At 44.1% G+C, this 18,710-nt stretch carries 16 protein-coding genes; 5 read left to right on the top strand and 11 right to left on the bottom strand.

Annotated features, from left to right (window positions below; all coding sequences use genetic code 11):
• Nucleotides 1–33: 33 nt before the first annotated feature.
• Nucleotides 34–861, bottom strand: coding sequence for an SURF1 family protein (locus CXF80_RS12445; RefSeq protein ID WP_101033169.1), 828 nt, complete (start codon nt 859–861; stop codon nt 34–36).
• Here CXF80_RS12445 and CXF80_RS12440 point away from each other — a divergent pair.
• Nucleotides 809–1,027, top strand: a complete 219-nt coding sequence (locus CXF80_RS12440) for a DUF2909 domain-containing protein (protein ID WP_101033168.1) — start codon at nt 809–811, stop codon at nt 1,025–1,027. The genes CXF80_RS12445 and CXF80_RS12440 overlap by 53 nt on opposite strands.
• 7 nt (nt 1,028–1,034) lie before the next feature.
• On the opposite strand, the gene CXF80_RS12435 is transcribed toward CXF80_RS12440, so the two are convergent.
• The 6 genes from CXF80_RS12435 to lexA all read right to left on the bottom strand — a co-directional run bounded on the left by CXF80_RS12435 (nt 1,035) and on the right by lexA (nt 7,191).
• On the bottom strand, nt 1,035–1,910 hold the full coding sequence (locus tag CXF80_RS12435) for a cytochrome c oxidase subunit 3 (RefSeq protein WP_101033167.1): 876 nt from the start codon (nt 1,908–1,910) through the stop codon (nt 1,035–1,037).
• Nucleotides 1,907–2,470 (bottom strand): cytochrome c oxidase assembly protein, encoded by a 564-nt coding sequence (locus CXF80_RS12430; RefSeq protein WP_101033166.1) that lies wholly within the window; start codon nt 2,468–2,470, stop codon nt 1,907–1,909. The genes CXF80_RS12435 and CXF80_RS12430 overlap by 4 nt, the downstream gene beginning before the upstream one ends.
• A 1-nt stretch (nt 2,471) precedes the next feature.
• The gene (ctaD, locus tag CXF80_RS12425; RefSeq protein WP_101033165.1) at nt 2,472–4,067 is read right to left on the bottom strand and encodes a cytochrome c oxidase subunit I; all 1,596 of its coding nucleotides are present in this window, start codon (nt 4,065–4,067) and stop codon (nt 2,472–2,474) included.
• Between the two features lie 9 nt (nt 4,068–4,076).
• A complete protein-coding gene (gene coxB, locus CXF80_RS12420; RefSeq protein ID WP_101033164.1) occupies nt 4,077–5,678 on the bottom strand; it encodes a cytochrome c oxidase subunit II in 1,602 nt (533 codons plus the stop codon).
• 395 nt (nt 5,679–6,073) lie between these two features.
• Nucleotides 6,074–6,580 carry a cell division inhibitor SulA gene (locus CXF80_RS12415; protein WP_101033163.1) on the bottom strand — a complete coding sequence of 169 codons (507 nt, stop codon included), beginning with the start codon at nt 6,578–6,580 and terminating at the stop codon, nt 6,074–6,076.
• Nucleotides 6,577–7,191: a transcriptional repressor LexA gene (gene lexA / locus CXF80_RS12410; RefSeq protein ID WP_101033162.1), complete on the bottom strand. Its 615-nt coding sequence runs from the start codon at nt 7,189–7,191 to the stop codon at nt 6,577–6,579. Before lexA ends, CXF80_RS12415 begins: the two co-directional genes overlap by 4 nt.
• 264 nt (nt 7,192–7,455) lie before the next feature.
• Here lexA and plsB point away from each other — a divergent pair, with 264 nt between their 5' ends.
• From plsB to CXF80_RS12390, 4 genes are all read left to right on the top strand, one after another.
• Nucleotides 7,456–9,879 (top strand): glycerol-3-phosphate 1-O-acyltransferase PlsB, encoded by a 2,424-nt coding sequence (plsB, locus tag CXF80_RS12405; protein ID WP_101033161.1) that lies wholly within the window; start codon nt 7,456–7,458, stop codon nt 9,877–9,879.
• On the top strand, nt 9,879–11,141 hold the full coding sequence (gene mtr, locus CXF80_RS12400) for a tryptophan permease (RefSeq protein ID WP_101033160.1): 1,263 nt from the start codon (nt 9,879–9,881) through the stop codon (nt 11,139–11,141). Before plsB ends, mtr begins: the two co-directional genes overlap by 1 nt.
• A gap of 529 nt (nt 11,142–11,670) precedes the next feature.
• Nucleotides 11,671–11,934, top strand: a complete 264-nt coding sequence (locus CXF80_RS12395) for a tetraspanin family protein (RefSeq protein ID WP_101033159.1) — start codon at nt 11,671–11,673, stop codon at nt 11,932–11,934.
• A complete protein-coding gene (locus CXF80_RS12390; RefSeq protein ID WP_101033158.1) occupies nt 11,931–12,194 on the top strand; it encodes a hypothetical protein in 264 nt (87 codons plus the stop codon). Before CXF80_RS12395 ends, CXF80_RS12390 begins: the two co-directional genes overlap by 4 nt.
• 159 nt (nt 12,195–12,353) lie before the next feature.
• Here CXF80_RS12390 and CXF80_RS12385 read toward each other — a convergent pair whose 3' ends face one another.
• From CXF80_RS12385 to CXF80_RS12370, 4 genes are all read right to left on the bottom strand, one after another.
• Nucleotides 12,354–15,488: an efflux RND transporter permease subunit gene (locus tag CXF80_RS12385; RefSeq protein ID WP_101033157.1), complete on the bottom strand. Its 3,135-nt coding sequence runs from the start codon at nt 15,486–15,488 to the stop codon at nt 12,354–12,356.
• Between the two features lie 11 nt (nt 15,489–15,499).
• Complete coding sequence (locus CXF80_RS12380) at nt 15,500–17,281, bottom strand: efflux RND transporter periplasmic adaptor subunit (protein WP_232772095.1); 1,782 nt, start codon at nt 17,279–17,281, stop codon at nt 15,500–15,502.
• A 126-nt stretch (nt 17,282–17,407) separates the two neighbouring features.
• Nucleotides 17,408–18,103, bottom strand: coding sequence for a heavy metal-binding domain-containing protein (locus CXF80_RS12375; protein WP_157822228.1), 696 nt, complete (start codon nt 18,101–18,103; stop codon nt 17,408–17,410).
• Between the two features lie 93 nt (nt 18,104–18,196).
• On the bottom strand, nt 18,197–18,682 hold the full coding sequence (locus tag CXF80_RS12370) for a hypothetical protein (protein WP_232772094.1): 486 nt from the start codon (nt 18,680–18,682) through the stop codon (nt 18,197–18,199).
• Nucleotides 18,683–18,710 lie beyond the last annotated feature (28 nt).

The raw sequence follows: 18,710 nt of genomic DNA, 5'->3' as shown, positions 1-18,710 counted from the left end.
TATTATTGTTAAGTTAATTTTTCACGACGAGGCTTAACGTCGAAATTGTCGAAATGCTATCCAGCTCATTAATCCTAAAAAGACTCCTGCCATCGTGAACCATTGCAAGGCATAACCTTGATGCTTGTGCGCCGATAGTGGGATCGGCACCCAGGGTTGAGGTAAGTTATAACTCGGGACATTCTCTGGTTGCAGTACCACAGAGATCAGCGGATGAGCCAACATGTCAGCCAATGCCGCGATGTTGATGTTTTGAAAACGTAGAGGGGCATCTATATCTGCTAACTTCTCCGGATATAATTGATCACTTAATGGGTTGGTTTGCTTTTGGTATACCCGACCCAATAGTGTGTAGTAATCGACTTCTAACGCTGTGAGCTCCGGTAATATTCGACGATCTTTATTTGCTGGAACAAAACCGAGTTCAACTAATATCCAAGGTTGATCAGGCGTTATCTCAAATACTTGGTAAGCTAAATAGCCCACTTGGCCTTGATACACTTGATTGTCTAACAGCAGTACGGTGTTATTGGCAGGTTTAGCATAAATCGATAAGCGATAACCCGTCAGTAAAGCCGTCTCTGGCTGAGAGGCGGTTTGTCGCTTTGATGATTCAACCAATGCCAACATGTCTTCATAAGTCAGTGCTTGCTGCTGTTGGCGCTGAAGTAATGTGCTTTGCCACTCTTGTTTAAACGCTGCCCGTGATAATTGCCATAATCCTAGCTTGACCAATAAGCCAAACACGACCAAAGTAATGATTACCAATAATATTTGAGACACACCCACACTGCTAAAAGGATTGCCTGTGACAACCCCTTTCATTGTTAAGTTAGTTTTAGTCTCGTTGCTTTTATTCATATTATTTAACTTAGGTAGAGCCTTAGTTATTATGGTTAAAGGGCAACATCAGCAACCTATGAGTCATTTTATAGGTCGCCGAGTGTTGTTTTCTATTGCTGTGATTGTGGTGTTGCTGGTGGCCTTAGGGCTTGGCTACATTCAGCCTAACCCCAGACCTTATTAATGTTGATTTACAACACGTAGACAAAGATGAATAAGCATAACCACACCACATCAACAAAGTGCCAATACCAACTTCCCGCTTGAAAAGCGAAATGCTTGTCGGGCGTAAAATGCCCTTTGACAATTCTGAGTAACAAAATAATTAAGAACAGGGTGCCAATCGTCACGTGCATACCGTGAAAACCGGTTAACAGAAAGAAGGTGTTACCGTATACACCAGAAGAGAGTGTTAGCCCCATTTCTTGGTAAGCATGGCTATACTCTTCAACCTGTAAACCTAGAAATGCAATACCCAAAATAACCGTCAGCGCTAACCAGATGATCAAGGGTTTACGATTGGCTTTTTCGAGGTTGGTATGGGCAAAGTGTAATGTAACCGATGAGGTTAGCAGTATCATGGTGTTGATTAATGGCAAACCCGTCCACGGCATGGCTTCGGTTGCGGTACCATCAGGCGTTTTTACCAGTGGCCAAATAGCCTCAAACGCAGGCCACAACACTTCATGAGTCATGGCATTATTTGATGCGCCCCCAAGCCAAGGCACTGAAATCATTCGTGCATAAAAGAGTGCGCCGAAAAATGCCCCAAAAAACATAATTTCAGAAAAAATAAACCAGCTCATTCCTTGTCTAAACGAACGATCCATTTGCGCTGAATACAATCCAGCCATGGACTCATCAATAACGGTTTTAAACCAGCCAAAAATCATAAAAATAATGACGGCCAAACCCGCGAGTAAAATGTAACCCCCAGAGGTTTTTTCTGTGGTTAATTGTTGTATATAATTGCCAGCACCAAACGCAATTAAAAATAAACCAATAGCACCGATTATCGGCCACGCACTTTGGGATGGTACATAATAAGGTTGATACTTTGTTGTCATTTTGCTGCTCCTTGCTCTATGTCGATCGCTTGTTTATCGGTGATGTCATAAAGGGTATAAGAGAGAGTCAATGTATTAATGGACGCTGGTAAATCAGGGTCCACGTAAAAAATCAGTGGTAATTCTGCGGTGGCAGACGCTGCTAAAGGTTGTTGATTAAAGCAAAAACATTCCGTTTTATTGAAGTACGCCGCCCCTTGGCCAGGCGATACCGAAGGGATCGCTTGGCCTACGGTGTCGCGTGAAGACAGGTTTTTAACCAAAAATTGTGCGTGAGTAAGCTCACCAGGATGCACGCTTATTTGGTTAACTTTAGGGCTAAATTCCCACGGCATATTTGATTGAACTTGGGTGACAAATTCAATGGTTACGGTTCGGCTTTTATCAACCACCACCGCTTCATAGCTGCTGGCACTATTTTGGGTTTTGCCATTAATACCCAATGTATCGCAGAGCACGTCATAAAGCGGTACCAGCGCAAAACCAAATCCAAACATACCAATTGACCCAGCAATCAGCATGATTAATAACTTACGATTTGATCTTGTTGATTGCGTCATCTCATTTAATCTCCGGCGGAGTGGTAAACGAGTGATATGGCGCTGGACTGGCAATCGACCATTCTAAGCCTTCTGCTGCTTGCCAAGGATTATCTCCAGCGGGTTTGCCACCCTTAATGCATTTGAGTACCACAGCGAGGAAAATAAACTGAGATAAACCAAATGCGAACCCACCAATTGATACAATTTGATTTACATCGGCAAACTGTACTGCGTAATCAGGGATCCTTCTCGGCATGCCTGCTAAGCCTAAGAAATGCATCGGGAAAAATAGTACATTGACGGAGATAACCGAACACCAAAAATGCCATTTCCCTAAGGTTTCGTTGTACATATGACCGGTCCATTTGGGCAGCCAATAATATGCCGCTGCCATAATGGAAAATATCGCCCCTGTGACCAACACATAATGAAAATGAGCCACCACAAAGTAAGTGTCGTGATATTGGAAATCGGCAGGGGTAATTGCCAGCATCAGACCCGAAAACCCGCCAATGGTGAACAGGATGATAAACGCGACCGCAAAGAGCATCGGTGTTTCAAATGTCATCGATCCGCGCCACATGGTTGCCACCCAATTAAACACTTTCACCCCAGTAGGGACAGCAATTAACATGGTGCAATACATGAAAAATAGCTCTGCAAACACAGGCATACCAGTGGTAAACATATGATGTGCCCACACCAAGAATGACAGCACGGCAATGCTGGCAGTGGCATAAACCATAGAGGAATAACCAAACAATTTTTTACGACTAAAGGTCGGAACAATCGCTGAGATAATGCCGAATGACGGTAAAATCATGATGTAAACTTCAGGATGACCGAAGAACCAGAAAATATGCTGGAACATCACCGGATCGCCGCCACCTGCGGCATCAAAAAAGCTAGTACCGAAAAACTTATCGGTTAACACCATGGTGACCGCACCCGCAAGCACTGGCATCACCGCAATCAGTAAAAATGCGGTAATAAGCCAAGTCCACACAAACAGCGGTAATTTCATCCATGTCATACCAGGGGCGCGCATATTGACTATGGTCACGATAACGTTAATGGCGCCCATTATCGAACTGATCCCCATCATATGAATGGCAAATACAAACAAAGCGGTGCTGTCAGGACTATAAGTGGTTGAGAGTGGGGCGTAGAATGTCCAACCAAAATTAGGACCACCACCTTCCATGAATAGCGAACCTAGTAACATGGAAAAGGCGAACGGTAAAATCCAAAAACTCCAGTTGTTCATCCGCGGTAGTGCCATGTCTGGCGCACCGATCATCATTGGAATTAACCAGTTAGCTAATCCAGTAAAAGCTGGCATTACCGCGCCAAAGACCATAATAAGACCATGAACTGTGGTCATCTGATTAAAAAAGTTAGGTTCGACTAGCTGTAATCCCGGCTGAAATAACTCAGCTCGAATGACCATAGCCATCGCACCGCCAGTTAGAAACATAATGAAACTAAACCATAAATACAGCGAGCCGATATCTTTATGGTTAGTGGTGAGTAGCCAGCGCATTAGCCCTTTCGGCGCTCCGTGATGATGATCATCATGAGCGGTAGCAATTGTATCGTGCGTTGTTGTGCTCATTGTTTTCCCCTACTGTCCATGGCTAGCGACATCGGCAGCTTGCACCGCCTCGCCAGAATTATTGCCCCACGCATTGCGCTCATAAGTAATCACTGCCGCCATTTTTTGAGGGCTGAGTTGACTACTAAATGCTTGCATTGCGGTGCCTGGTTTGCCGTTCATAACGATATCGATATGTCCGCTAACCGGTCCGCTAACGACAGGGCTGCCAATAAGTGAAGGGAAAGCGCCGGGTAAACCAGCGCCAGTGGCTTGGTGACATGCAGCACAAACAGTGGCATAAACCTGCTCACCTTCAGCGATTAATTGCTCCAAGGTTAAGGTGGGCAGATCTGCCGCTGCAACAACTTCAGGTGTCACAACCTTGGCAACGGCTTCTATAGCTTGAATGGTTTTTTCTGTGGCCGCATCGGTAACGTCTGTCGTTGTTGCAGCAATGGTACTTGCTGCATCGGCTACGGCATCGATTGGCTCAGTGCTTGACGCGTTACTACTTGAGAAGTTACCCACATCAGCTGCTTGAACAACATCGCCACTATTGTTGCCCCAAGCATTTCGCTCAAAGGTAATCACTGCGGCAATTTCTATGGCGCTAAGTTGCTTGGCAAAGGCTTGCATTGCGGTGCCTGGTTTACCGTTTAAGACAATATTGAGGTGATCGTCAACAGGGCCTTTTATGATAGGACTGCCAATCAATGATGGGAATACACCGGGAAGACCCGCCCCATTAGGTTGGTGACAAGCGGCGCACCGCGCTATGTACACTTGCTCGCCCTGCGCGTTTAGCTCTTCAAGGGACAAGGTTTGTGACATTGATGCGGCTGCAGCGACTGCAGCATTATTGGCCAGTTGTTTTTGTTCAACTAACCAATTATCAAAATCAGTCTCTGATAAGGCTTGTACCACAATAGGCATAAATCCATGGTCTTTACCGCATAACTCAGCACATTGACCGCGATAAGTTCCAGGCTTATCAATACGAGTCCAGGCTTCGTTGATAAAGCCTGGGTTGGCATCTTTTTTAACCGCGAAAGCGGGTACCCACCATGAGTGGATAACATCATCAGATGTCATCAAGAAACGCACCTTTTGGTTTATGGGCAGTACTAGCGGCTTATCGACTTCAAGGAGGTAATTTTCGCCTTTGGCCTCACGGCCATCAATTTGCTCTCTGGGGGTGGATAATGAGCTGTAAAATTCGATGTCTTTATCAAAATAGCTGTAGTGCCATTTCCACTGTGACCCAGTAATTTTGATGGTCAGATCGGCATCGCTGGGATCTTCCATGGCAATTAAGGTTTTAGTGGCTGGAATAGCCATTCCGATTAAGATAATGAAAGGGATGACGGTCCAAGCAATTTCCACTTTGGTACTTTCGTGAAAATTGGCCGCAACGGCACCTTTTGACTTGCGGTGATAAATCATCGAATAAATCATGATCCCAAACACCACTAACCCAATAGCACAACAGATGTAAAGAATCGTCATATGGAGGTCATAAACCTTACCACTGATATCTGTCACGCCTTGAGTCATGTTGAGGGGCATTTCTGTTGCCCCAAGCGGAAGTGCTACCCACACAACCAATAAAAAATACAACCATTGCTTCACAAGACTACTCCCCTGCTAATTGCAAAATAGCAACTACAAAGAAAAGTCACACAGTAAATCTCAGCTCTATGCAAACTCTTCGGTTCCCGAAAAAAGCTTGATGAACTCAAAGTACTTTGGTGGTTGTATACAGACTGTCTACGCTTTTATTGTTAGCTGTGCACCACACTTGTACCTACGACTGAACTTATCAATTTCTATTTGGATTATTTGTCTGGCAGTAATCTTGATTACTGTCATTTTATCCAATTAAGGATGAAAAATGTTTCATCCTTGTTAACCACATTACTTGTAGATTAAACATTGATCAAGATCACTTTGTTGGTAAATAGGCTAATAAAAGATGAAAAAAAGCCCTGAATTCAATGCAGGGCTTGGTAATTAAGGATTTATGCTTAGTGAAATGAGCAAAAATTACCTGCTTCATTTGTTAATGTAGAGTTAACAAATTGATGTTTGTGAGGTAAGTGAGCATTCACATCTTCAATTACCACGCCTAATGCTCGCGCGCTCTTAGCGACAATTTCCAATCGACGACTATCGCGAGCATCGAGTGAACTTGTCCAAGTAACCACTGCACTAGAAGTTCCGCTCGTGAGTGCTTTTTCCATGGCCCATAATGTTTCGACTTCATCTTTGGTGTGCACCAGTAAAATACGATCCATTCTCACTCCAGCACTGGCCAGCATATGCTTATAGCCTATGTGAGGTGGACTAATTAATACAACCCATCTGCCTTGCTGGCTCAACGTTGCCAGTTGGCTACACAATTGACTCAGTTCTGCTTCACCTTGGGTGACAGTTTGTAATGTTTGAATGGTTTGGTTGCCATGCAGATCTGTTTCAGTTAAATCTACCCATAAGCCTGGGTGACGTGGCGCTACGCCCATTAGTTTGTTCATGACCAATCTCCATTACGGATAACGCCAACTGCAAGCCCTTCGATGGTTAGGCTTTGGCAACTTAAATCTACTTTTATCGGGTTATAATCTTCATTTTCTGCATGCAGATAAATCATATTACCTTTTTGTTCAAATCGTTTTACGGTGACGTCATCATCAACACGCGCCACCACAACCTGACCATTACGCGCTTGTTGCATTTTATGTACAGCGAGCAAGTCGCCTTCTAAAATACCAATATTTTTCATGCTATCACCACGAACCCGTAATAAAAAATCTGCGGCGGGTTTAAACATATTTGGGTCAACTTGATAATATTGTTCTACATGCTCTTGCGCCAAAATAGGCTCTCCAGCAGCAACTTGTCCAATGAGTGGCAGACCGATTTCAAGCTGTTCTTCATGAGGTAAACGAATACCTCTCGAGGTACCAGGTATGATCTCGATAAAACCTTTTTTGGCTAATGCTTTTAAATGCTCTTCGGCGGCATTAGCACTTTTAAAGCCAAGACGACTCGCAATTTCAGCACGAGTGGGTGGCATACCTGTTTCGGTGATATTGTTTTTAATTAAGTCTAAAATTTCTGCTTGGCGCGGCGTTAACGGTCTCATGATGGTTCCTGTCTTTTTATACAGTGACTGTCATTATATACAGTGTTTTTGTTCGTGCAAGTATTAACCAACTCTTTTTTGTATATTGTTGGTCAAGTATCATTCAACAACCTGTTTCTATTAGTTATTGTGTATTGATTGTCTGATGTTATTTCCGATAGTGAGAACTCAAGCGTAAAGATAAATCGGTCTGATAGTGTAAGCAGGCTGGTTTCTGGTATCCTATACGACAATATTACAGTGGCTTATGTTGCGAAAATAACCATGTCAAAACCAGATTCAATATTTTTACGAGCGTTAAAATGGATTCAAAAATCGATGGTACTCACGGTTGTTGTGCCACATGATCCTTTTGACGATCTTAATTTAGATCCATCTAAACCTCTGATTTATGTTATGAAAACAGAATCAATCAGTGATGCCGCTGCATTAAGCGAAATCACTGAGAGCTTTGGTATGCCCAGTCCATATGAGCCACTGCAATTGGATGGCCTCAAAGTATCACGCATCGTTTGTCTTGAAGGCCGCAAACCGCTTTTTGGTAAACGCGAAAGCGGTGAAAAATTTATTAATAGTTTTACCAGTCTGTTAGCGCTTCATCGTCAATGTCCTGAGTTAGATATTCAGTTGGTGCCTGTGAGCCTTTATTGGGGCCGTACACCGGGTAAAGAAGATGACAGCATGAAAGCGGCTTTTTTTGAAAGGGAAAACCCGACCTGGCTGCGAAAATGGCTAATGATTTTGTTTCTAGGTCGCCACAATTTTGTTCAGTTTTCTAATGCATTATCGCTTCGTCTTATGGCTGATGAACACGGTACCGATAAAAGAATTGCTCACAAATTGATCCGTGTTGCGCGAGTGCATTTCCGCCGTCAACGCAAAGTGATGACAGGGCAGCAATTACCGAATCGGCAAGTGCTTTTTGCGTCGTTACTTAAATCTGATGCAATCAAGAAAGCCATTGAAGAAGAGTCGGTAAACAAAAAAGTATCTGTCGAGAAAGCCCGTGAAACCGCCATTGAATACCTTGATGAAATTGCCGCTGACTATTCTGATAGTTTTGTGCGCATTGCCGAGCGCTTCCTCACCTGGTTATGGAACAAATTATACAGTGGTATCAATATCAAAGGTGCAGAACAGATAAGGCAGTTACATCATGACGGCCATGAAATTGTCTATGTGCCTTGTCATCGTAGTCATATGGATTACTTACTCTTGTCATATATTTTGTATTATCAGGGTATGGTTCCACCGCACATTGCAGCCGGTATTAATCTTAACTTTTGGCCTGCTGGGCCTATGTTCCGTCGTGGCGGAGCATTCTTTATCCGTCGTAGTTTTAATGGCAAAAAGCTCTATACCGCAGTATTTCGTGAATACTTAGATCAGTTATTTGCTAAGGGCTATTCGGTCGAGTATTTCACTGAAGGTGGTCGTTCTCGTACCGGGCGTTTGCTAGCGCCTAAAACCGGTATGTTAGCGATGACTATTAATAGTGTGTTACGTGGCATTGAACGCCCTGTGACCTTAGTGCCTGTGTATTTAGGTTATGACCATGTGATGGAAGTGGCCACTTACCATAAAGAATTAAGCGGTAAGAAAAAGAAAAAAGAATCTGTTTGGCAGTTATTTGGGGCTCTGCGTAAATTAGGCAATTTTGGCCAAGGTTATGTGAACTTTGGTGAGCCGATTAATTTACAACATTTCTTAAACGAGCAGGCGCCAGAATGGCGTAAAGAGATTGCGAACGATCCTGATCAGAAACCATCATGGTTTACCCCATCGGTCAACTTACTAGCCAATCGTGTGATGACCAATATCAACGGCGCTGCTGCGGCCAGCTCGGTGACATTGACCAGTTTAGTGTTATTGGCATCAGAGCAAAATGCATTAGAAAGAAGCCAGTTAGAACGTCAGCTTGATTTGTATTTAGCATTACTTAACACAGTGCCTTATACCCATTACGCATCCGTTGCAGAGGGTAATGGCAAGTCAATTGTTGATCATTGTCTGTCGTTAAATAAGTTTGTCAGTACTAAGGACCTTATTGGCGAGATAATTTCGGTTGATGAAAAAGTTGCTATTACCATGAGTTATTACCGTAATAATATTATTCATTTAATGGCATTACCTTCACTCATCGCCAGTTGTTTAGTGCACTATGATGTGTGCGATCGCACCCGAATCCATGCCATAGTGATGGATTTTTACCCATTACTTAAAGCTGAACTTTTTATGGGTATTGATGATGTTCCTAAACATGTAGATTGCATTTTAGACTTTATGGTTGAACAAGGTCTGTTGAGCGGTAGCGATCAGTTGGTGATCACGCCTCACCATATTACTCAACTGTTACTGCTTGCTGAAACCATCAATGAGACGTTGCAACGCTATGCCATTATCTTTAATTTACTGGCGATAAATCCGGAGCTTGAGCGTTCAGGATTGGAAACCGATAGTCATATGTTAGCCCAACGTTTAGGGGCTCTACATGGCATTACCGCACCAGAATTTTATGATAAAAAGTTGTATAACACCTTGAGCGTGAAACTAAAAGAATTGGGATATTTATGCAGTGTCGAGAATCGTTCTGAAGTGATAAGAATTCGAGATAATGCCAATAAATTACTCAGTTCTTCAGTAAGACAAACCATTGTTGATAGTGTGGCAGCGGAGCACGGACAATAATGGCCAACCACATGAATGCAGCAAAGCATCGAGCTAGCGGTAAGTCAGTATTGGGTGGGGCGATGATTATTGCTGGGACCACAGTCGGTGCGGGCATGTTTTCCTTGCCGGTCGTTAGTGCAGGAATGTGGTTTGGTTATTCATTAGCCATGTTGTTAGGTGTATGGTTTTGCATGTTAATGTCGGGTTTGCTGTTATTAGAAGCCAATTTGCATTTTGAACCTGGCGATAGTTTTGACACCTTAACCCGCGTAACTCTAGGGCAGTTTTGGCGGGTGATTAACGGCGTATCTATTGCCTTTGTGTTGTATATTTTAACCTATGCTTATATCAGTGGTGGCGGGTCGATTGTTAATCACAGCTTATCGGCTCTGGGTGTGAGTTTGCCTCAGAGCGTGGCGGGTTTGGTTTTTGCTATTGTCTTGGCACTTGTGGTGTTTATCAGTACTAAAGCGGTCGATCGGATCACCACCATAATGCTCGGTGGTATGATGATCACTTTCTTCTTGGCTATCGGTAATTTATTAATCGACATTGACACGGTGAAATTGGCGTCACCCGATGGTGAGTCGCGTTATCTGCCTTATTTACTCGCTGCTATTCCTTTTGGGTTGGCCAGTTTTGGTTATCACGGTAACGTGCCGAGCTTAGTAAAGTATTACGGTAAAGATGCTAATACGATTGTGAAAGCCATCGTTACTGGAACCAGTATCGCATTGGTTATTTATGTGTGTTGGTTAGTAGCGACAATGGGCAATATTCAACGCAGCCAGTTTGCCGATATTATTGCGCAAGGGGGCAATATCGGGGTGTTAGTCGCGGCCTTGTCGGGGGTGATTGCCAGCCAATGGCTTGATAACATGTTAACCCTGTTTGCCAACCTTGCCGTTGCATCATCATTTTTAGGGGTGACACTCGGGCTGTTTGACTACCTTGCCGATCTATTTAATTTTGATGATTCACGCACCGGACGTATTAAAACGGCCGCGGTTACGTTTATACCGCCGACAATACTGGGTTTATTATTTCCGAATGGATTTATTTTAGCGATTGGATTTGCTGCGCTTGCGGCCACCATATGGGCCGTTATTGTACCCGCTTTGCTGGCTTATAAAGTGAGGCAACAATATCCCAATGCCGACGGTTTTAAGGTGCCAGGCGGGACTCCGCTGATTGTACTGGTGGTGTTGTTTGGGATGATCACAGCAACATGTCACTTACTGGCAATGGCGGATATCTTACCGGTATTTAAACAATCTTAACTTGTTACATAGAATCATAATTGTTCAAAAAAGCCTTCGTTTGAAGGCTTTTTGCTTTTCTGCTGATATCGACTTAACTTAACTCTGGCTGTCGATATCAGTAGAAACTGTCATTTTATAAGCTTAAATAAAATACTGGGGTGATAGCGTAAGCCGTTATAGCCAAGCTAGGCTGCGCGTCGAAACGCTGCCGCGGCTAAGCAATTCTGTAGCCTATTTAGCCTTTATTAACCGTGATGTTTTATTCGTTAAAGCCCAAAGCCTAGCGGCAGCAGTCTGAGGATCCGCAACGGACATTCCCTATGTCGGTTATTTTTTGCTAAATGAGCACAAGGTGAGGTGTTGTTAATTATTACGCTTTTTATTCCATAAAAATGACATCACAATAAATGACTCCAGCATCATAATATTACCTGACTTACTGTGCGCTTGTGGTTATTTATAGAACCTAGACCATTGAGTAATGTCAAAATGATTAGTTAGTAGCTAATATCAGTATTAGTGAGTGTATTTAAACAAGGATGAGCGAATGACACAAGATACGAAGCAAGCTGATTTGGCTAGAATTCATCGCAGTATGCTGATGATAGCCGTAATTGATTTTCCTGGAGCAGTGTTATTTGGTTTGGGTATATATGGTCTAGTGGCCGGATTTAACCAAGACTTTTTACCTATGTTAGCCAACCCTGTACTTATCAATATTATGTTGGTTACTGGTGCTGTCATTATGGCATGGGGTATGTTTCGGATGGTAATTCTCGCACGTGAAAAACAAGGGATATTACAACAATGAAGCAGCTGATAATTCAATTAACATTGTTATCGAGTTTAGTGCTGCTAACGGCCTGTAGTGGAACAAGTCCAATCCGTATTGGTAAGGCTGGCAATGCGGATGACAATAAAAATGACACTGACTATATGGTGATTAATCTTCCTAGAGCCATTCTGGCAAGCGATCCTTGCAAGTATGGTCACCCAGACGATATTGCCACCTGCCGTAAAAAGCAGCAAGATCAAGTCGATCAGTTAAATGAGTCACTTAAACGTCAATAACCCCCATCTTTTAACCTGAGTAGAGGTTAACTAAATCAAAACCATTTAGTAAGTACCAATAAGATGAGTATAAACGCTCATAAAAATAATCCTCAAGTCACCGAGTGACTTGAGGATTGTTGTTTCTAGGGGGAATGTATTTAGCGTTAACGTTTGTCGTTATTGCTTAGGTAACGTGCGGCCGTAAATAAGCAAGTAAATCGCCGGGATAACAAATAGCGACAATAGCGGCGCTGTTACCATGCCGCCCACCATAGGTGCGGCAATTTTTTGCATGACTTCATTACCCGTACCACTACCCCACATTATCGGCAGTAAACCAAAAAAGATGGTGGCGACTGTCATGGCTTTAGGCCGAATTCGCATTACTGCGCCTTCGAGTAATGCGGCGGTTAAATCCGCTTTACTGTGGTAGTTGTCGGCTTGCTTATAGGCCTTAATACTATTATTGAGATAGACCTGCATTACCACGCCAAATTCGGCGGCGACCCCGGCTAAGGCAATCATGCCGACCGATACCGCGACTGAAAAATTATAGTCCAGCCCATAGAGCAGCCATGCACTACCCACCAATGAAAAAGGCAAACTTAGCATGATCACAGATGCTTGTATTACTGAGTTGAACGTCATCATCAGTAGCATAAAAATCACCGCAATCATTAATGGGATCACCATTTTCATTTTAGCGTCAACCCGCTGCATGTACTCGTACTGTCCAGCAAAGCTATAGTTGTAGCGCGCTGGTAGAGTGATTTGTTTTTTTAGTGCCTTTTCAGCTTCAATAATATATTCGCCGATAGAAATGTCTTTTAGATCGACAAACACCCACGAGATAAGGCGACCATTTTCACTGGCTAACATAGGGGGGCCATCAATGATTTTGAGTTCGGCTAAATAACTTAACGGTAAGTACTTACCCGTTTTAGTCAGCACAGGTAAATTTCTGAGCTTCTCAATATTGTCACGTAACTCTCGTGGGTAACGAATATTGATGGGATAGCGCTCTTGACCTTGAATCGACTCACCAATAGTCATACCGCCAATGGCTATTTGCACTACATCCTGGATGTCTTTTAAGGTCATGCCATAACGTGCGGCATTTTTAAGATCTGGGGTAATATCAATATAACGGCCGCCGCTACTGCGTTGTGAGAATGCAGATACTGTTCCAGGTAATTTGCTTACTACCGCTTCTATTTCAGCGCCAATCCGTTGCAGTTCCTCAACATTCGATCCCGATATTTTTATGCCAACAGGCGTTCTAACACCAGTAGACAGCATATCGATGCGAGTTTTAATCGGTTGCACCCAAGCATTGGTCATCCCTGGAATACGCACGGTTTGTTGCAGTTCTTCAATAATGCTTTCTAAGGTTACGCCATCACGCCATTCAGTTGTGGGTTTGAGCATAATGGTAGTTTCGAGCATGGTTAGCGGCGCGGGATCGGTCGCGGTCATTGCGCGGCCTACTTTGCCAAATACCCTTTTGACTTCGGGAACGGTTTTTATCAGACGGTCTGTTTGCTGCAATATTTCTGCAGCTTTGCCTGCGCTGACACCGGGCAGGGTGGTCGGCATATAGAGTAGATCACCTTCTTCTAAGGTGGGCATAAACTCTGAGCCCATTTGGCTTAATGGGTAGTAAGCACTGAATAGGACAATAATCGCCAATCCAATGGTGATTTTAGGGAAATGCAGTACCCATTTAAGTAATGGCTGATATATGGCAATTAATACTCGACTGATAGGATTCTTACGTTCATCAGGGATTTTTCCGCGGACAAAATAACCCATTAATACTGGAATTAAGGTGATCGCTAAGATTGCCGATGCGGCCATGGCGAAGGTTTTAGTAAAGGCTAGTGGATGAAATAAACGTCCTTCTTGTGCTTCAAGGGCAAATACCGGCGTAAAGCTTAAGGTGATGATAAGCAAACTGAAGAATAACGCCGGGCCGACCTCAATTGAGGCTTCTTTGACCAGTTGCCAGTGATCTTCTCCCTCAGGAGCCTTACCGTGTTTTTGACGATAATGTTCTAAATGTTTATGGGTGTTTTCGACCATCACAATCGACGCGTCAACCACGGCACCAATGGCAATGGCAATCCCGCCTAAACTCATAATATTGGCATTGACCCCAATGATATTCATGGCGATAAAACTGACTAAAATTGAAATAGGTAAGGTGATAATCGCCACTAAGGTTGAGCGGGCATGCAGTAAAAACAGTAGGCAAATGAGTCCGACTACCAACATTTCTTCAAGCACTTTATGGGTAAGGTTATCGACTGAGCGCAAGATTAACTCTGAGCGGTCATAAGTGGTGACTAACTCAACACCATCAGGTAGTCCATTACTGATTTGCTCGAGTTTTTTCTTCACATTATTAATGGTTTCAAGCGCATTTTCACCATAGCGCATCACTACAATACCGCCGACGACTTCGCCTTTACCATCTAGCTCTGCAATGCCACGGCGCGCTGCCGGGCCGGTTCTTAATTGGGCCACATCCTTCATTAATACCGGCGTGCCGTTTTCAGACAAAATGCCCAAGGGGATTTCAGCAAAGTCGGCAATGGTTTGGCGATAACCACTTGAGGTGATCATATATTCTGCTTCGGCCATTTCAATGACCGAGCCACCGGTTGAGCTATTGGAGACATCTAAGGCGTTTTTAATGGTCATTAAATCGATTTGATACAGGGCCAACTTATGCGGGTCGACAACCACTTGATAAGTTTGTTCCATGCCACCAACGGTGGCAACTTCTGATACTCCTGCAACACTTTGTAATTCAAGCTTTAAAAACCAATCTTGTAATGAACGTAATTGGGCTAAATCATACTGTCCGTTGCGATCGACTAAGGCGTATTGGAAAATCCAACCTACACCAGATGCATCTGGCCCAATGCTTGGCGTGACGCCAGCAGGCAGTTGATCTTGGGTTTGTGATAAGTACTCTAATACCCGTGACCGCGCCCAATAAATGTCGGTGCCATCTTCAAAAATGACATAGACGAATGAATCGCCAAACATGGAGAACCCGCGAACCGTTTTGGCACCCGGCACGGCAAGCATAGCCGATGACAATGGGTAGGTAATTTGATCTTCAACTAATTGTGGGGCTTGGCCAGGGTATGAGGTTTTAACAATGACTTGTACATCTGATAAGTCAGGTAGCGCATCCAGAGGTGTCATGCGCATGGCTTGATAACCCACTAACGCGATAACGGCCGTGAGTATCAACACCATGACGCGTTGCTTTATTGAAGCACTGATAATTTTTGCTAACATTGGCGTGCTCCTTAGTGCTGGTGAGCATCGGTGGTGGTTGAATCTTGGGTTGAATCTTGGGTGGTTGAATCATTACTCGTTAAACGCTGTAAACTGCCTTGAATACTGGCTTCTGAGTCTAGTAAAAACTGTCCAGATATGACCACTTTGTCATGCTCATTCAGCCCGTCTAAAATTTCGGCCTTACCGTCTGCTATCATGCCAATTTTTACCGGCACTGAAGCAAAGCTAGTATCACTGCGTTGCACCACAATACGGTTCTCGCGGCCAGTAAGAATGAGCGCCTCTGTTGGGACGGTGAGCACATTATCCTTAGGAAGGCCAAATAAGGTGACATCCACTAAGCTGCCAGGTCTGAGCTTGTCGTTAAGATTATTGAGTTTGATCCGTACCTGCATAGCCCGGGTGACGGGATCTAATTCGGGGTAGATATAGTCAATCGTCGAGTCAATATCAAACAGTCCCAGCGCTGCTGCGCTGACAGTGACTTTGCGGCCTTTTTGTAGCCAACTTTGCTCGTTTTCAAATACATCTGCAATGACCCATACACTGTCTAAGTTAACGATTTCAAACAAGGTATCGCCTGGCTGGATATACATACCGGGACGGATCGTTAACTTACTGATAAAGCCATCTTGCTGGGCATAAAAAGGCACTTTAAAAATGGTTTCACCGGTTTTTTCTAAGCGATTAATCACCGTGCTATCGACACCTAATAGTGTTAAGCGTTTACGAGCTTTAAGCAATAAACTACTGCCACGCTCGTTATCTTGTTTAAGGTAGTCTTGTGCTTGGGAATAATCGTCTTGGGCATTGACTAGCTCGGGCGAGTAAAGCTCATATAAGAGTTGGCCCTTTTTTATCTCTTGTCCCACGTCATTCACCTTGAGCGTTTCTATCCATCCGGTTGCACGCGTATGCACATGGCCAATAGCATTTTCGTTATATTGCACTGTGCCTATGGTATTTACTTGGCTAGATAAACTGGTTCTTTCAACCACCTGACTTCGCATCCCCAGTGCCTGTTGCATACCGCCAGACACGCCAACCACAATTTCTTTGCTGGCATCGGTCACCGTCACTTTCTCAAGGTTCATGCCGCAAATAGGGCAGGTGCCAGGCGCATCGGACACCACATGCGAATGCATTGGGCAGACATATTTTACATTAGTGCTGTCCTTGTTATTTGCCGTGGGCAGTAATGCGGGCTTAGGTTGTTCAAATACCTTGTCTGCTTGGCTTTTGTTTGTCTGACTGACACTGTTCATGTTAGCCATTGATGGTTGCATCCCGCCAGGCTCACCACTGCCGATTTTCTGGGTGGCATCGGCCACCGTCACTTTCTCAAGGTTCATGCCGCAAATAGGGCAGGTGCTAGGCGCATCGGACACCACATGCGAATGCATTGGGCAGACATACTTTACCTTAGCGTTGTCCTTGTTATTTGCTTTGGGCAGTAATGCGGGCTTAGGTTGCTCAATCACCTTGTCTGCTTGGCCTTTGTTTGTCTGACTGACACTTTTCATGTTAGCCATTGGATGTTGAGTGTCGTCAACGCTGGACTCATCTTGATCCTCTTTGACGACGAGAAACATATTACAGATGGGACAACTTCCCTCTTTATCACTGATCACTTCAGGGTGCATCGGGCAAGTATAGGTTTTGCTGGCTTGCGACTGATGCTGGGCATGATCGTGCTCTGCGCCATAAGCGACTGGTGATGTAAGCGCTGCGGGGATTATTACCCAAACAATCGCGCCTAATAGCACACTAGAAAATGGGAATTTCTTCATAACAACCTCGATATTCACCATGATAGCCATGATGAAAACGCTAAAAACAATAATATTGAATGTGCTCGATGCACAGAAGGATCAATTGATCTTGCCTGTTAGGCTTTGTTCTATTGCAATAGCACTTTACATGTTAGCCATTGAATGTTGAGTGTCGTCAGTGCTGGACTCTTGTTGCTCATCTTCGACGACTAAAAACATATTACAGATGGGACAACGTCCCTCTTTATCGCTGGTTTCTTGAGGGTGCATCGGGCAAGTATAGGTTTTACTGACCGCTGAATGATGTTGGCTGTCGTCAGTGATGGACTCTTCTTGCTCATCTTTGACGACCAAAAACATATTGCAGATGGAACAACGTCCCTCTTTATCGCTGGTCTCTTGAGGGTGCATCGGGCAAGTATAGGTTTTACTGACCGCTGAATGATGTTGGCTGTCGTCAGTGATGGACTCTTGTTGCTCATCTTTGACGACCAAAAACATATTGCAGATGGAACAACGTCCCTCTTTATCGCTGGTCTCTTGAGGGTGCATCGGGCAAGTATAGGTTTTACTGGCTGCTGAATGATGTTGGCTGTCGTCAGCGATGGACTCTTGTTGCTCATCTTTGACGACTAAAAACATATTGCAGATGGGGCAACGTCCCTCTTTATCGCTGGTTTCTTGAGGGTGCATCGGGCAAGTATAGGTTTTACTGGCCGCTGACTGATGTTGGGCATGATCGTGCTCTGCGCCATAAACCACTGGTGATGTCAGAGCGACGGGGAGCATAACGGCAATCAACGCGCCTAACAGCACACTAGCAAAGGAGAATTTTTTCATAACAACCTCGATATTCATGATAATAATCATGATAATAAATACTAAAAAATAATTATATTGGATGTGCTCAATGCACAAAAATCATCAATTGAATTAAGCGATAGGTGGGCGAAACGCGGGAGGGAAAGCGATTGAAACACGGTTAACAACCATGGTAACTGATGTCGAATGAATTGAGGTGCTGGCCATCGGCAATTGAATGTCAATAAGGTTAGCTACCAGTGAAATGGTCAAACAATGATGGCAATCAAGACTGCAAAAGCCCGAACCATCACAACAGCTGGTTTGCGGTGCCGATGCGCTAATGAGGTCATTCACATCATTGACCATATTATCATGACAGTTTTTCGTTGCCTGTTGAGGCATTGCGGCTGTGGTGTTGGTTGCCAGGTCGGTTTTTACCGACATGCTCTGCTGAGCAAGATCATCGTGAGCATGCCTATCTGAAGGCGCAGCCTGTTGAGCCATTTTTGCATGGGCCATTGGCACCATAAAACTGTCATTAGTCAGCAACCCCTGTCCGACAAGTGCCAGCAAAGTCATTGCGATGATCCAATAGTTTGACAGCGTTGCTCTCATTTAACCTTAACCAAGTCGTTTGTAGGGT

Source organism: Shewanella sp. Actino-trap-3 (assembly GCF_002836275.1).
In the GTDB taxonomy this organism is placed as follows: Bacteria; Pseudomonadota; Gammaproteobacteria; order Enterobacterales; family Shewanellaceae; genus Shewanella; species Shewanella psychromarinicola.
The sequence above is the reverse complement of the archived record's forward strand: the minus strand, read 5'-3'. Positions and strand labels throughout refer to the sequence as shown.

Bases quoted from the DNA above. Each gene is read 5' to 3' on its own strand.
- CXF80_RS12445 (WP_101033169.1), bottom strand. From the start codon at position 861: ATGAATAAAAGCAACGAGACTAAAACTAACTTAACAATGAAAGGGGTT.
- CXF80_RS12435 (WP_101033167.1), bottom strand. From the start codon at position 1,910: ATGACAACAAAGTATCAACCTTATTATGTACCATCCCAAAGTGCGTGG.
- CXF80_RS12430 (WP_101033166.1), bottom strand. From the start codon at position 2,470: ATGACGCAATCAACAAGATCAAATCGTAAGTTATTAATCATGCTGATT.
- ctaD (WP_101033165.1), bottom strand. From the start codon at position 4,067: ATGAGCACAACAACGCACGATACAATTGCTACCGCTCATGATGATCAT.
- CXF80_RS12415 (WP_101033163.1), bottom strand. From the start codon at position 6,580: ATGAACAAACTAATGGGCGTAGCGCCACGTCACCCAGGCTTATGGGTA.
- lexA (WP_101033162.1), bottom strand. From the start codon at position 7,191: ATGAGACCGTTAACGCCGCGCCAAGCAGAAATTTTAGACTTAATTAAA.
- plsB (WP_101033161.1), top strand. From the start codon at position 7,456: ATGTCAAAACCAGATTCAATATTTTTACGAGCGTTAAAATGGATTCAA.
- mtr (WP_101033160.1), top strand. From the start codon at position 9,879: ATGGCCAACCACATGAATGCAGCAAAGCATCGAGCTAGCGGTAAGTCA.
- CXF80_RS12395 (WP_101033159.1), top strand. From the start codon at position 11,671: ATGACACAAGATACGAAGCAAGCTGATTTGGCTAGAATTCATCGCAGT.
- CXF80_RS12390 (WP_101033158.1), top strand. From the start codon at position 11,931: ATGAAGCAGCTGATAATTCAATTAACATTGTTATCGAGTTTAGTGCTG.
- CXF80_RS12385 (WP_101033157.1), bottom strand. From the start codon at position 15,488: ATGTTAGCAAAAATTATCAGTGCTTCAATAAAGCAACGCGTCATGGTG.
- CXF80_RS12380 (WP_232772095.1), bottom strand. From the start codon at position 17,281: ATGAAGAAATTCCCATTTTCTAGTGTGCTATTAGGCGCGATTGTTTGG.
- CXF80_RS12375 (WP_157822228.1), bottom strand. From the start codon at position 18,103: ATGAAAAAATTCTCCTTTGCTAGTGTGCTGTTAGGCGCGTTGATTGCC.
- CXF80_RS12370 (WP_232772094.1), bottom strand. From the start codon at position 18,682: ATGAGAGCAACGCTGTCAAACTATTGGATCATCGCAATGACTTTGCTG.